The 14,526-nt window shown below is 61.4% G+C and carries 6 protein-coding genes; 2 read left to right on the top strand and 4 right to left on the bottom strand.

Features of this window, described 5'->3' with window-relative positions; all coding sequences use genetic code 11:
* From recD to recC, 3 genes are read right to left on the bottom strand one after another with little or no spacing between them, the layout of a single operon-like run.
* Positions 1-1,839, bottom strand: a complete 1,839-nt coding sequence (gene recD / locus PMYSY11_RS00420; RefSeq protein ID WP_150548023.1) for an exodeoxyribonuclease V subunit alpha — start codon at positions 1,837-1,839, stop codon at positions 1-3.
* A complete protein-coding gene (recB, locus tag PMYSY11_RS00415; RefSeq protein WP_150548022.1) occupies positions 1,836-5,405 on the bottom strand; it encodes an exodeoxyribonuclease V subunit beta in 3,570 nt (1,189 codons plus the stop codon). Before recB ends, recD begins: the two co-directional genes overlap by 4 nt.
* Positions 5,402-8,656 carry an exodeoxyribonuclease V subunit gamma gene (recC, locus tag PMYSY11_RS00410; RefSeq protein WP_150548021.1) on the bottom strand — a complete coding sequence of 1,085 codons (3,255 nt, stop codon included), beginning with the start codon at positions 8,654-8,656 and terminating at the stop codon, positions 5,402-5,404. Before recC ends, recB begins: the two co-directional genes overlap by 4 nt.
* A 189-nt stretch (positions 8,657-8,845) precedes the next feature.
* Here recC and PMYSY11_RS00405 point away from each other — a divergent pair, with 189 nt between their 5' ends.
* Positions 8,846-9,964, top strand: a complete 1,119-nt coding sequence (locus PMYSY11_RS00405; RefSeq protein WP_150548020.1) for a PilT/PilU family type 4a pilus ATPase — start codon at positions 8,846-8,848, stop codon at positions 9,962-9,964.
* 137 nt (positions 9,965-10,101) lie between these two features.
* A complete protein-coding gene (locus PMYSY11_RS00400) occupies positions 10,102-11,748 on the top strand; it encodes a Na/Pi cotransporter family protein (RefSeq protein WP_150548019.1) in 1,647 nt (548 codons plus the stop codon).
* Positions 11,749-11,855: 107 nt separating this feature from the next.
* Here the strand turns inward: PMYSY11_RS00400 and PMYSY11_RS00395 are convergent, their stop codons facing one another.
* Positions 11,856-14,441, bottom strand: coding sequence for a TRAP transporter permease (locus PMYSY11_RS00395; RefSeq protein WP_150548018.1), 2,586 nt, complete (start codon positions 14,439-14,441; stop codon positions 11,856-11,858).
* Positions 14,442-14,526 lie beyond the last annotated feature (85 nt).

Here is a 14,526-nt window from a genome sequence, read left to right as displayed (position 1 = left end):
TCAGAACAGATCGAGTTGATTGCCGGCGGGCGTTGCAGCGGGGGTTTGCACCGGCGCAGCCGGCGCTTGCACGCCGTTCTGCAGGCGCTCGGCCAGCCCCGCCGCACGTTCGGCGCGAGTACTTACCGCCTCGGCCAGACGCACCGGCAGCCCCCAGATCTCCACCTTGTTCTTGGCCCGGGTAATGCCGGTATAGAACAGGCTGCGGGTGAGCAAAGGGCTCGGCTGTTCGGGCAGCGCCAGCAACACCTGATTAAACTCGGAGCCCTGGCTCTTGTGCACCGTCATGGCGAAGGCACTGTCATGGCTGGGCAATCGTGCCGGGGCAAACGGGCGGAAACCCTGCTCGGCCTCGAACACCACGCGCAGCCCGTGCTCGGTCATGAGGCAAATGCCGATATCGCCGTTGAACAATCCCAGCGCGTAGTCATTCTGGCGCACCATCACCGCCCGCCCGGCGTACCAGCGCTCACGGCTGGCAACCTGCAGACGCCGTTTAAAGCGCGCTTCCAGTGCCTCGTTGATCCCGGAGACGCCCCACGGGCCCTCGCGCTGCGCCGTCAGCGCCCGAAAGGTATTGAACGCCGCAAAGGCTGCCGCTGGATCAACGCTTTTAGCCGCCTGCAAAAAGCCCGCATAACCTTGCTCCAACCGCACCAGCAGATCATTAGGCGTCGGCGTCTCAATCCAGGCTAAATCCTCGCGTCCTTCCCTGAGCACTTTCAAAGTGCCGGGCACATCGCCGCCATTGATCCGCCGGGCCAGTTCGCCAATACCGCTGTCACCGGCAAAGCGATGGCTGTGAGTAAGCAGAACCACCGCATCCCCGAGCTTTGAGCGCGGCTGTTCAACTGCCACCTGCTGGCCGGTAATACGCTGCAAGTCGGCCGCTGCCTGGGCATTAAAACCGCGCCCCTCGCAAAGCTCGGCAAACACTGCACCCGCTTCCACAGCCGCCAACTGGTCCTTGTCACCCAGCAGAATCAACCGCGCACTGGGCGCCAGCGCATCCACCAGTTTGGCCATCAGCGCCAGATCGACCATCGACGCTTCGTCCACCACCAACACATCCAGCGGTAACGGATTGGCGGCGTTATGCCGAACCTGCGGACTGTCACCCCGGCTGCCGAGTAAACGGTGCAACGTACGCGCCTCTTCCGGCAGCGCCGCTTTAACCGCATCACTCACCGGCAATTGCGCCTTGGCGTTGCGAATGGCTTCGGCCATGCGTGCCGCCGCCTTGCCTGTCGGCGCTGCCAAACCGATAGCCAGATGCCCGGAATCAGGTTGCTCCAACAAAGCCGCGAGCAAGCGCACCACCGTGGTGGTTTTGCCCGTGCCGGGGCCGCCGGAAATAACCGCCAACTTGCGCCGCACCGCTTGCGCCGCCGCTAAACGCTGCCAGTCCGGCTGCTGGCTGTTAAACGCAAACAGGCGGGTCAGGCTAGCACTGAGAACGGCTTCATCCACCGGCGGAATATCACTGCAACGCGCCAGCAACTGCTCCGCCAACTGTTGCTCGTAGGCCTGATACCGCGCCAGATACAGCCGCTCGCCAACCATAATCAGCGGCGTGAACGAACCCGCCGGGCCCACCAGCTGCGATGCGTTCAGCGCGTCTAGTAATTCGTGCAGCCCCGGCAGGCTGAACGGCTGATCAGCCCAGGGTCGCAGTCCGGCGATACGCCGCAGCGGCAGGCACACATCGCCTTTTTCCAGCGCACTGCACAGCAATGCGGCGCAGGCCAGCAGGACTGGGCTGGCATCCGGATCAAGGCGCTGCAGGCTGTTGACCAGTGCGCGCTCCAGCGGGCCGAGATCGATCTTGTCGAGAGTCATACGCCTGCCTCACCCGCAAATAACTGATCCAATGCATCCAGCAACGCGTCACTGGGCCGCGCAAAATACACCCCTGCGCCCGGCATACCGCGCAGGAACAGGTAATACGCGCCGCCCAGTTGTTGATCCTCAAAATCACTCAGGCGCTGGCGCAGGAAGCGCCGCAAGGCGACCAGATAAATCAGGTACTGCAGATAGTAATGCTCTGCCGCGAGCGCCTGAATAAGGCGCTCGCCACCGTAGTAACTGGCATCTGGCCCAAGCCAGTTGGATTTGTAGTCGGCGATATACCAGCGCCCCTGATACTCGAAAGTCAGGTCGATAAAACCTTTGAGAAAGCCCTTGAGGCTGTCGAATTCCAAACGTGAAGCGGCGTCGCGCATCGGCTCGTCCAGACCATACGCCGGGTCACAGAGAATCTTGCGCAGGCGCTGCACATCCAGCCCGCCAACCGGGAAGGTAAAGCCCAACTCAGGCAAGCGGCGCGCGGCTTGCAGCGTTGCCAGCGTCAGGCCGTTGCCGTCCAGATCAGTGTCCACCACTAACTGCAAATGCGCCTGCGCCACGGCAGTCCAGTCAGTATCAATACCGTGGCCTGCCAGCGCTGGTTCGACCAAGTCAGCCAGCGGCGCCTTGTTCATGGCCCAGTCTTCGAGAATCGCGTGCAAGCAAGTACCGGCGCGCGCGCCTCGCGGGAAGGCGTAGAAACCGCTGCCGGGTTCGCTGGCATCGGGAATCACCAATCCATCGCGGTCCGGCGCTTCCATGTGCATGCCTGCCGCCAAACCGGAGAAGCTGCCAATTCGCCAGGCGCTGTGCAAGGAACGCGGCAAATGCGCCAGTTGCTCGGGGGCCGGAGCGCGTTGCTCACCGGCGCTGTGCGTTTCATCCTGCGCCAGCGCGAGCACGCTGAACTGGCCGTTACTGCTACTCACCAGTTGCTCCAGCTCTGCCAGCAAACCCTGGGCAGACAAGGTGCGCATGTGCTCGGCCAGCTCACTCAGCGCATCCTCGCCCGCCAAGTCACGACCGTGCAGTAGCCACGCCATCGCGCTGCTGTGCAGGCCCTCTTCACTCAGCGTGCCGTCCTTTTTCGGCTTGCTGTCAACCGGCCCCCAATGCAGCCACAAACGGTCGCGCGCGCGGGTAAGCGCCACATAAACCAGACGCAGCCGTTCAGCGAAACGCTCACGACGGGCACGTTCGCGGTGGTGATCGAGCTGTTCGCCGCCAAGGTCGAGCAGCGGCGTGCCGTCATCGGCGTGACAGGTGATGTCTTCCTGTTTACGCAGCAACGCGCCGTCCCATAAATACGGGCAAAACACCAACGGGTACTCAAGCCCTTTGGAGGTATGGATGGTGACGATCTGCACCCGCTCGGCATCGCTTTCCAGCCGCAACAAGGCATCTTCGCCGTGGTTATCCACTTCGCGCTGGGCATTGAACCAGCTGAGCAATTGCTCCTGACCGGGACGGCTCAGGCTCTCGGTTTGCAGCAGTTCGGCCAGATGCAGCAGATTGGTCAGCCGCCGTTCGCCGTCATCCATCGCCAGCAAGCGCTGGGCCACCTGTTGCTCATCCAGCCACGCGCGAAACGCGCGCATGAAACCCTGCTGCTGCCAGAGTTGGTGGTAGCGCTCGGCAGCCTCGCGTTCTTCATCCCACGCGCGGGCATCGTCCTGGGTTGCCGCAAGATCGCGGGCATTACGGCCGAGCAAGCGAGTGGCCAGGGCAAAGCGCAGCGCGCCTTCGCGGCCCGGTTCGATATAGGCCGCCAGAACGGCGGCCAATGCCGTGGCCTCTTCGCTGTGCCACACGCTTTCCTTGCCACGACGCACACTCGGCACACCGCGCGCGGTCAGCTCGCTGGCCACTTCACTGGCCTGACGATGGCTCGACACCAACACCGCAATATCGGCACCAGCCAAAGGCCTGCGCTGGCCTTCCTGCTCGAAGTAAGCCTCGCCACGCGCGCTCGCCGCCAGCAATCCGGCAATTCTCCGCGCGGTGTCGGTGGCGACCAAACCACCCGCCTCACCCTTGCCCAGCGGCTCATCACCCAGCCAGACCAGCCCGACGGCCGCCTCATCCTGCCCGGTCAGCACCAGTTGTTCACGCGAGCGGGTGCTGGCCGCGACCGGTGGATAACTCAGGTCGTGTTCGGCAAATGGCCGCGCGCGGGCAAACAGCAGGTTCAAGGCGTCGATCAATTGCGCCGTGGAGCGGTGATTGGTGCCCAGGTTGTATTCACGATCCGCTTCGCTGCGCGCCTGCATGTAGGTCGCCAGATCGGCCCCGCGAAAGGCATAGATCGCTTGTTTGGGGTCGCCGACAAAACACAGATCAGCGGACTCAGTGCTGCTCGACGCAGGCGCATCGGCGGCATAAATGGTGCTGAAAATCTGATACTGAATCGGGTCGGTGTCCTGAAATTCGTCGATCAGGGCCACCGGATATTGTTCGCGCAAGGTTCTGGCCAGATGCTCGCCGCCTTCGCCATAGAGCGCCTGCTGCAAACGATTGAGCAGGTCGTCAAATGCCAGCATGCGCTGCGCCGCCTTACGCGCCGGTAGTTGCTCATTGAGCTGGGCGATAAGCCGCACTTGCAGGTCAATCAGGCGCATCTCTGCTTCGGGCTGCGCGGCATCAAGTGCATCACATAAACCTTGCAGCGCATCGGCCACGGCCTCAAGCGGCGGTTCAAAACCCTTGTTGGTGCCTTTGATCAGTGCTTCGCGGGATAAGCGCTTGAGCCCGTCGACCTTACTGAACAGCGCCGCCGGATCACAGAAGTAGCCGTCCAGCTCGACCTGCCACAGGGCAAACTTGGCAGCATCGTAGCTGCGCTTATTGAAGCCGCTGAATGCGCTTAGCTCGGCGATCCAGCCGGCGCTCTGACGCTGCCAGAAATCCCGTGCATGCTGCCAGGCACATTGCAGATCGGCCATATCGCCCGGCTCGCCCGGCTGCGGCTCAACGCGTATGTAAGGCTTGCCCAAATGATTGCGCAAACGCTGGCGTAAACTCTGCGGGGTGATCTTTTTCTGTACCAGAAACGCCGCCCACTCGGGCTCGGCAGCAGCCAGTTCATGGCGCCACAAGTCCGCCAGCAGTGCATCAAGAATCTCGCGGTCATCCTGCGTCAGCTCGTTATCAAAATCGCCGCCCGCCTCGAAGGCTGCATCTTGCAACGCGCGCTGACAGAAACCGTGAATGGTGAAGATCGCCGCTTCATCAAAACCGTGCACCGCCAGCAACAAGCGCCGGTGGCTGGCCGGGTCCGGGTATTGCGCATACAACTCGTTGAGCAACGCATCGTTGCCGGGGCCGCTGTTATATACCTCAAGCAATTCAGCGAGGCGTTTGCGGATGCGCTCGCGCAATTCAGCCGTGGCGGCGGTGGTGTAAGTCACCACCAGAATCTGCGAAACGGTCAGTTGCTTTTCCAGCAGCAAGCGGGCGAACAGCGCTGTGAGAGTCCAGGTTTTGCCGGTGCCGGCACTGGCTTCGATGAGTGAGCGACCGCTGAAGGAGTCGTGCAATAAGTTCAGTGGCTGGCTGCTCATTGGTCATCCTCCGCGCCGAGTGCATCCATGGCCGGGCCGTATAATTCGTTGGCCAGCGCTTCAAATGTTTCATCCAGCGGATCACGCCCGCGAAAGGCCAACTCGTTCCACGGGTCTTCGCCTTCACCGGTCATGAAATCGTTGCCTTGCCACATGGTTCGCGCCTCGCTGCGCGCCGCATCAATCGGCTCCTTGCGGCCCGGATTGCGCATTTTATGAGCAAAGCCGTAACTACATTTGGCGAACACCGGTAGCGGCTCGCAGATAGCCTGCCGGTAGGCACGCAACCACGGCTCCAGCAATTGCAAAGGATTGCTCAGCGGCCCCAGCTGCCAGTCCTTTTTCGGCGACAGCAGGCGGCTCTGGCGAGTGATACCGGGAGTGGCCGCGCTGTTGAGCATCAAGTGGCGTAACCACAGTGGCGCCAGCTCCCACGCGCCGAGATCACGCAGGCGGTAATCAAACAAACCATCCGCTGTGACACCATCGAGCCAGCCGTGAATGCGCACGCCAGCCAGCTGGATGTCCACCAGCAGCGGCTGCGCGGGATCTTGCGGGCGCTGCTCAAACAGCGTCGGCGCAAAGGCGCGGATCGGCCCGCGAATCTGCCCCCAGTACGCCTGCCCCAGTTCACCGACCGGCAACCAGCCAGACGCGGCGGCAACACTGCGTTCCTGCTGCTCACTCCAGCCCTGTTCGACCGCTTGCAGCGCCAGCTTGCGCAGCCCGTGCAAGGCCGTCCACTCCACGCTGAAGGGCTCGTCTCCGGCCAACGCCTCTTCACTTTGCGCCAGCCGCAAACCCAGCCGCTGTTCGAGCAGGAACCGCGCCGGGTGCTTGAAGCAGCTGATCAACTGGCTCGGCTCGAGGGTTAGCCAGTCTTCGTTCGGTTCGCCCAGTGCTTCTGCAAATACCGGTGCCTGCGCCAGCACAGGCTCGGCAAGGCGCTGGGCCGCGCGGAACCAGGGCGCAGCAAAGCCGACATGGCGGGCGCTGCTGAAATTACCCGGAGCGAATGGCTGCAGCGGATGATCAAGGCAAATGTATTCGCTGGCTGGCGCACCATCGCTGCACACGGCCGTGAGATCGACCACGTCGAGCAATTCGCTGATCAGCACCGAAGGCGGCAACACCGCGTTGCTGCGCGGGTCGCGGCCGACATAACTGAGGTACAGACCGCTGCGCGCCGAGAGCAGGGTTTCGAGCAGCAGATAACGGTCATCCAGCCGGCGGGCACGATCACCACGACGAGGCTTTTGGCTGATCAGGTCGAAACCGGCGGCGGGGGTGCGCCGCGGCAACGCGCCATCATCAAGACCAAGCAGGCAGACCTGACGGAATGGCAGGCTGCGCATCGGCACCATCGTGCAAAAGGTCACGGCGCCAGTGAGAAAGCCCGACGCGCTGTTACCCTGATCCAGCGCAGCGCTCAACTGCTGACGAATCAAAGCCATCTCGATGGGTCGCTCGATACCGGCCGCTTCTGCTTGCTCGTTCAGCGCCGCGCACGCTTTGGAAAGCAGCAATAAGGTGTCGCCCGCTTCGCGTTCATCAAACAACTCATCAATCATTTTTTGCAGGGTTTCAGCCCAGGTCGCTAATGGCCTTGGGCGCTGCATGTCTTCGGCAATACGCGCCAGCCGCTCGACAAAGCCCGCCAAGCGCCCGAGCAGTTGCGCACGCGCGCCTTCCAGTGCGTCCAACGGCCAGCTATCGCCCAGCAACGGTGCGGCCAGACCGGCCAATTGCGGCGGCGCGGCAAAGCCCAGCAACAGCCGGTCGAGCCCCTGACGCCAGGTAAACGCCGAGTCCGCCGGCAGGCCCAGCTCCGCACGGTGTTGCGCATCGCGGCCCCAACGGATTCCGGCATCACGCAGCCAGTCGCGCAGCAGCGGCAAGTCTTCCGCTTCAATCCCGGCGCGGCGGGCGATGGCGGGCTGTTCAAGCCAACTGAGAATGTCTTCGCCGGTAAAACGGCTGTCCGCCAGCCCCAAGAGACTGATAAACGCTTCAATCAGCGGAATTTCCGCGCGCATGCTGCGATCCGCGAGGCTGAACGGAATCCGCGGCACGCCTTCACGCGGCGCGAATACGGCTTCGATATAGGGTGCATAACGCTCGATATCCGGAGTCAGCACGACCACCTGATCCGGCGTCAGCTCGGCGTCGCTGGCAAAGCGCGCAAGCAATTGATCATGCAGAATTTCCACTTCGCGCAGCGGCGAGTGCGCAACGTGAATCTCCAGCGAACGGTCGCCGCTGTCGAGCACCAGACGCTCCTCAGGCGCACGGGTGTGCAGGCGCAAAATGTCGTTTTGCAGGGCGTGCAGCAGGCTGTTGTCAGCCAGGTCACTGTCTTCCGAATAAATTCCGATTTCCTGACTGCCCTCACTCGACGCCAGCGACAGCAAGCTGTCGAAGAAATCACGGCCCTGCTTGCCGAGGCTCGCCAACAGCGGATGGCCGACATCCAGATACCACTCATCCGGGCTCAGCTCGGGCTGACGCGCCAGTTCGCGAATGTCACGAATCTCGCCCCAGGCTTCACGGCACGGGTTGAGGGCAAAAATGACCACCTCGGTGTGCCGCGCCAAACCGTCGAGCACGCGCATATGGTGCGGCGGCAAGCTGCTGATGCCAAACACCAGCAAGCGCTCGGGCAAGCCGGCAATCGGTTCATCGGCATACAGATGGCGCAGCAGGTCATCCAGCAACCGTGCACGGTGCGGGTGGCCGTCTTTGGTCAACTCACGCCAGAGCAAGGCTTGCCAGCCTTCATCCGGGCCCAGATCGAGCAGCTCACCGCGCTCCCACGCAGCCAGCCAATCGTCGCGATAAAGCAGGTATTGGTCAAAAACGTCGGATATTTTCGCCGAAAGCGATAAACGCCGACGCTCGTCGCCGCCATCCAGATAATGCGCAAGACGCGGGGTTTGCGCCAAATGCCCGGGCTCGCACAGCCAGTCGTAAATCCGCCAGCTCAGGGTGGTCGGAGAGAATGCCGAGTTTTCCGGCAGATCGCCCAGCACGGTGCGCGACAGCGCCCAGATAAAGCTCGCCGGCAGCTGCACGTCGAGTTGCATCGCAATGCCCTGCTTGCGCGCCAGCTGCAACGTCAGCCAGCGGCCCATGCCCTGGCTGGGAACCACGACGTGCGCGGGCGCAAACGGGTCGCTTAAGGGTTGCGCGAGCAGCGTGGTGGCCAACTCGCCAAGCGTTTCCAGATCGGGGGCATGATAAAGACTGAGCATCGACGATTCGCATCCTTTGAATATCGCTAGGTTACCAGCCTCCCACACCCAAGCGACATTTGCTGTCGCAACAGATTACCTACGGAGTGTCGCCTCACTGCCAACTGCCGGGCCGCTTAACGCCATGTAATTGGCCAACAGCCAACTATGCTTGCTGTAACAGTGTTACGACAACCGCAAGGAATGGTCATGACGGAAGAACAGGGAAGCCCGGCGCTGGATATTGCTGCATTTCTGCACTTCATGCAGCGCCACAAAGGTTCGGACTTCTTTTTCAGTGTCGGCGCGCCACCGCACCTGAAAATCGAGGGCCACAGCCAGCCCGTGGGCCAGCGCAAGCTGCAGGCGGGCGATGTGCAGAAGCTGGCGTACCAGCTGATGAACCCCAAGCAGATCGCCGAATTCGAGCGCAATCTGGAACTGAACATAGCCGTCAGCCAGAAACAGGCCGGCCGCTTTCGGGTGAATGTTTACTATCAGCGCGGCGAGGTGGCGATGGTTATCCGCCTGATTCAAAGCCACATCACCCACCTTGAAGACCTTGGCCTGCCGCCTTCTGTTGCCGCGTTGGCGCTGGAGGATCGCGGCCTGATTCTGGTCACAGGCCCGGCCGGCTCCGGTAAATCGACCACGCTGGCCTCGATGCTCGACCATCGCAGCCGCAACAAGAGCGGGCATATTGTCTGCATTGAAGACCCGATCGAGTTTCTTCACACCCATCAGAAGTCGATTATCGATCAGCGCGAAGTCGGTCTCGACACGCACAGTTTTGAAGACGCCCTGCGCAATGTTCTGCGCGAAGCGCCCGACGTGATCATGCTCGGCGAGATCCGCGACGAGAGCACCATGCGCCAGGCTTTGCACTATGCTGAATCTGGGCACTTGTGTTTAGCCACGCTGCACGCGACCTCCAGCAGCCACGCGGTTGAGCGGCTGGTGCGGTTCTTTGATGACAGTGCACGCTCGCAAGCACTGGCCGATGCCGCGAACAACCTGCTTGCAGTGGTCTGCCAGCGTTTGGTGCCGGGCCTGCAAAACAAGCGCGTGCTGGCGGCCGAGGTGATGATATCCACACCCTATATTCGCGACCTGATCCAGCGCGATGAACTGCACACCCTGCGGGCGGCCATTGGCGAGGCAATGGAGCAAGGCCTGCAAACCTTCGACCAGCATTTACTGACGTTGGTCGAGCAGGGTCTGATCAGCGAGCAAGAGGCTTTGCAACACGCCGACTCGCGCACCGACCTGTCGCTGAAAATGAAATTCGGCGGTAACTATGAAGACAACTTCGACAGCAGCGGGGGATAACAACCAGTAATCCCTGCCTGCGCCCATACGGACAGACGGCGCCGCGATAAAACAACAGCGTGGTCACCACGCGTTTGACGATTCAACACACGCCGGGTCCAGTCATAATTTACCGGCTTGGTTTGGGGTACGTATTTATGTTGACCCTACTCAACTTGCTTTCCGCCATCGCCCTGCTGGTGTGGGGCACGCACATTGTAAGAACCGGCATTCTGCGCGTATTCGGCTCGCAGTTGCGCAACGTCCTCAGTAACAACATGGGCCGCATACCCGTGGCTTTCGTGGCCGGTATTGGCGTGACCGCAATGGTCCAGAGCAGCAACGCGACGGCCTTGCTGGTCACCTCGTTTGTCAGCCAGGGCTTGATGAGCCTCGCTCCGGCGCTGGCGATCATGCTCGGCGCCGATGTGGGCACCGCGGTAATGGCGCGCGTGCTGACCTTCGATCTGAGCTGGTTGTCGCCGTTGTTGATTTTTCTCGGCGTGATCTTCTTTCTCTCGCGCCGACAGACCCGCGCCGGCCAGCTTGGCCGTGTCGGCATCGGCTTGGGCCTGATTCTGCTGGCGCTGGACTTGATTGTTCACGCGGCCGCGCCCATCACGCAGGCACATGGCATCAAGGTGCTGTTCTCATCGCTGACCGGCGACATTTTGCTCGACGCCCTGCTCGGCGCCCTGTTCGCCCTGATCACCTATTCCAGCCTGGCCGCCGTATTGCTGACGGCAACACTGGCCGGTGCCGGGCTGATCAGCCTGCCCGTGGCCATTGGCCTGGTGATTGGCGCCAATATCGGCAGCGGCTTGCTCGCGTTCCTCACCTCCAGCCTGCAAACCCCGGCCGGCCGGCGAGTCGCGCTGGGCAGCCTGCTGTACAAGATTATCGGGTTGTTGCTGGTGATTCCGATACTCAACCATGTAGCCAGCTGGCTCGACAGCCTCGATTTGAGTCCGCAGGGAGTGGTGATCAGTTTTCACCTGCTTTACAACACCCTGCGTTGCCTGATCATGCTGCCAACCGTGCGCTGGATGGCGAACCTGTGCAACTGGCTGATGCCCGACAAAATGGAGCAGGAAGGTATTGCCCGGCCGCGCCACCTCGACCGCACAGCCCTGACCACACCCAGCCTGGCACTGGCCAATGCGGTGCGCGAAACCCTGCGCATCGGCGATTTGGTCGAGACCATGCTTAATCATCTGCTGGAGGTGCTGCACAGCAACGGCGCGGGGCTGAGCAAGGAGTTGCGCCGGTTGGAAGATGATGTCGATACGCTCTACAGCGCGGTGAAGCTGTATCTGGCGCAGGTTCCGCGAGATGCACTGGGGCCGAAAGACAGCCAGCGCTGGGCAGAGATTTTCGAATTGGCGGTCAATCTTCAGCAGGCGGCAAGCATCATCGAGCGCATGCTCGGCAAGGTCCAGAATCAGAAGACCGCGCAGCGCCACGACTTCTCCGAAAGCGGCTTGCAGGAGCTAAGCGACCTGCACGCCCAACTCACCCGCAACTTGCGTCTGGGCCTTTCAGTGTTTGTCTCGGGGGATCGCGAAAGTGCCCAGCAATTGCTCCGCGAGAAACGCCGTTTCCGCGCGCAGGAGCGGCGTCTGGCGCACTCGCACGTGGCGCGTCTGCATAAACAGGTGGTGCAGAGTATTGAAACCAGCTCGTTGCACCTGACCCTGATCAGCGACATGAAACGCCTCAACTCGCTGTTTTGCAGCAGCGCCTATGCGGTGCTGGAAGAACATGAAAGCGGCGCCTTACGCGTCGAAATCATGGGCGGCGAGTAGCTCAAAGAACCCTGGCAGCGCACTCGGCAGGCAATAAAAAGGGCCTCAAATATGAGGCCCTTTCTGGCTAGTTGCTGAGCATCAGGGCGTGGCCCCAATGCGTTGCATCAAGCGGAGGTTGCGCGAGGAAACTCGCTGCCCGACTGCGCAGGCCTGCGTCGGCGCTGCATCCAGATAACCAGCAGGAACAGCAGAATGCCCGGTATCCACATCAGCTCCTTCGGCCAGCCCTGAGTGGGCGCACGCACCAGCATGATCTGCTGATCGAACTCGATACCGGCCTCGGCAGCCGGGCTGCCAAAGGTCACGCTATCAACCAGCACCTTGTCACCGTCGACATAGGTCATCAGGCCGAGTTTCTCCATGCGCTCGTCACCGCTGGCCCCTTCCGGCACCGGCAACAGGATGGAGAATTCGCGGGCATCACCCACCGCATCTTCACCCTTGATGCGCATGCGCAGCTTGCTGCCTGGCTCAACATCACCGAGGGTTTGCGCCAGCTCAGCCGGGGCAATGTTGCGATACGGATCGTGGACGATATCCATCCAGAAACCCGGACGGAACAGCGTGAACGCAATCAGCAACAGCAGCACGCTTTCGTACCAGCGGCTCTTCACCAGGAAGTAGCCCTGAGTGCCGGCGGCAAAGATCAGCATCGCCCCCGTAGCGACAATGAATATCAGCACCCCGTGCCAGAAGTCGACATTGATCAGCAGCAGATCGGTGTTGAAGATGAACAGGAACGGCAATGCTGCCGTGCGCAGGCTGTAGTAGAACGCGGTGATCCCGGTCTTGATCGGGTCACCTTTGGACACCGCCGCCGCCGCGAACGAGGCCAGACCCACAGGTGGCGTTACGTCAGCCATGATGCCGAAGTAGAACACGAACATGTGCACGGCAATCAGCGGCACGATCAGGCCATTCTGTTGGCCCAGCGTGACCACAACCGGCGCCAGCAAGCTCGATACCACGATGTAGTTGGCGGTAGTCGGCAGGCCCATGCCCAGAATCAGGCTGAACACCGCTGTAAGCACCAGCATCAGCAGCAGATTGCCCATCGACAGCAGTTCAACCAGATCGGCCAGCACCAGCCCGACGCCCGTTTGCGACACCGCGCCGACAATGATGCCCGCAGCGGCCGTGGCAATACCGATGCCGATCATGTTGCGCGCACCGGCAATCATGCCTTCGCGCAGGTCAATGCAACCGTCGAGGAAGGTGCCGTGATCATGCGAACCATCGGTGCGCATCCAGCTCAGCAGCGGGCGCTGGGTGAGCAGAATGATCACCAGCATCATGCTGCCCCAGAATGCCGACAAACCGGGCGACAGCCGCTCGATCATCAGGCACCAGACCAACACCACAACCGGCAGCAGGAAGTGCAGACCGCTGAGCAGCACTGCGCGGGTTTGCGGCAATGTTTCCAGTGGCGCATCCGGGTCTTCCGGCGGCAGCGGTGCAACGCTGGCCGCCACCTTGAGCAGCGCCAGATAGATCACCGCCAACAGCACGGCAATCACCGGCAGAGCATTTTCACCCAGCGCCGGCTTGAGCCAGCCAAGGCCGTAATACACCGCCAGCGACAAGCCGCTGATCAGCGCGGCGCCAAAGGCAAAGCCGGTCAGACGACGCAGCCAGGGCTTGGGCTTGTGCCCGGCAATCGGCTGCAGGCCCAGCTTGAGGGACTCAAGGTGAACGATGTAAAGCAGGGCGATATACGAAATGGCCGCCGGCAAAAAGGCGTGCTTGATGATTTCGACATAGGACATGCCGATGTATTCGACCATCAGGAACGCCGCAGCGCCCATGACGGGCGGCATGATTTGACCATTCACCGAAGAGGCCACTTCCACCGCGCCGGCCTTTTCAGCCGAGAAGCCGGTGCGCTTCATCATCGGGATGGTGAACGTACCGGTGGTGACCACGTTGGCAATCGACGAACCGGAAATCATGCCGGTCAGACCGGAGGCGACAACGGCCGCTTTTGCCGGGCCGCCGCGCAGGTGACCGAGCATGCTGAACGCCAGCTGGATGAAGTAATGCCCGGCACCAGCACGTTCCAGCAGCGCACCGAACAGCACGAAGAGGAACACGAAGCTGGTCGATACACCCAACGCGATACCAAACACACCTTCAGTGGTGATCCACTGGTGGTTGGCCATCGCCGTGAAGCTTACCCCGCGGTGTGCCAGCAGACCTGGCATGTAGGGACCGGCAAGGCTGTAGATCAAAAATATCAGGGCAATAATCGCCAGCGGCGGGCCAAGCGCACGGCGCGTGGCTTCCAGCAACAGCGGAATACCAATACAGGCGGTCACCAGATCAGCCGTTGTCAGGCTGCCGGGACGCATCGCCAGGTCTTGGTAAAAAATAAACAGGTAAGCAGCACTCGCTGCGGCGACGAGCCCGAGGGCAATGTCGATCAGCGGCACACGATCTCGCGGCGAGCTTTTGAACGCGGGATACGCCAGAAACGCCAGCAACAAGGCAAACGCCAAGTGAATAGCGCGGGTTTCGGTGTTGTTAAGCACACCGAAATGAAAAATAAACGGCAGTGGAGAAGCAATCCACAGCTGGAACAACGACCACAACAGGGCCAGTCCGGCAATCGCTTGCGCCATCAATCCAGTGGGCAGGCGCGCGCCAACATCCTGGGCAATCAATTCTTCAGTGGTAAGTTGTTTGTCTACCATCGGCTGGAACCTGATTTCGAGTAATCAAAGACGACAACGCCCGTAATTTGTTTTACGAGCAGGCTTAACCGTTAAGGCTAGTCGA

The sequence above is a fragment of the Pseudomonas marincola genome (assembly GCF_900682675.2).
GTDB classification, from domain to species: Bacteria; Pseudomonadota; Gammaproteobacteria; order Pseudomonadales; family Pseudomonadaceae; genus Aquipseudomonas; species Aquipseudomonas marincola.
The sequence above is the reverse complement of the archived record's forward strand: the minus strand, read 5'-3'. Positions and strand labels throughout refer to the sequence as shown.

Excerpts from the sequence above, each read along its gene's own strand:
- recD (WP_150548023.1), bottom strand. The coding sequence starts at position 1,839 with ATGACTCTCGACAAGATCGATCTCGGCCCGCTGGAGCGCGCACTGGTC.
- recB (WP_150548022.1), bottom strand. The coding sequence starts at position 5,405 with ATGAGCAGCCAGCCACTGAACTTATTGCACGACTCCTTCAGCGGTCGC.
- recC (WP_150548021.1), bottom strand. The coding sequence starts at position 8,656 with ATGCTCAGTCTTTATCATGCCCCCGATCTGGAAACGCTTGGCGAGTTG.
- PMYSY11_RS00405 (WP_150548020.1), top strand. The coding sequence starts at position 8,846 with ATGACGGAAGAACAGGGAAGCCCGGCGCTGGATATTGCTGCATTTCTG.
- PMYSY11_RS00400 (WP_150548019.1), top strand. The coding sequence starts at position 10,102 with ATGTTGACCCTACTCAACTTGCTTTCCGCCATCGCCCTGCTGGTGTGG.
- PMYSY11_RS00395 (WP_150548018.1), bottom strand. The coding sequence starts at position 14,441 with ATGGTAGACAAACAACTTACCACTGAAGAATTGATTGCCCAGGATGTT.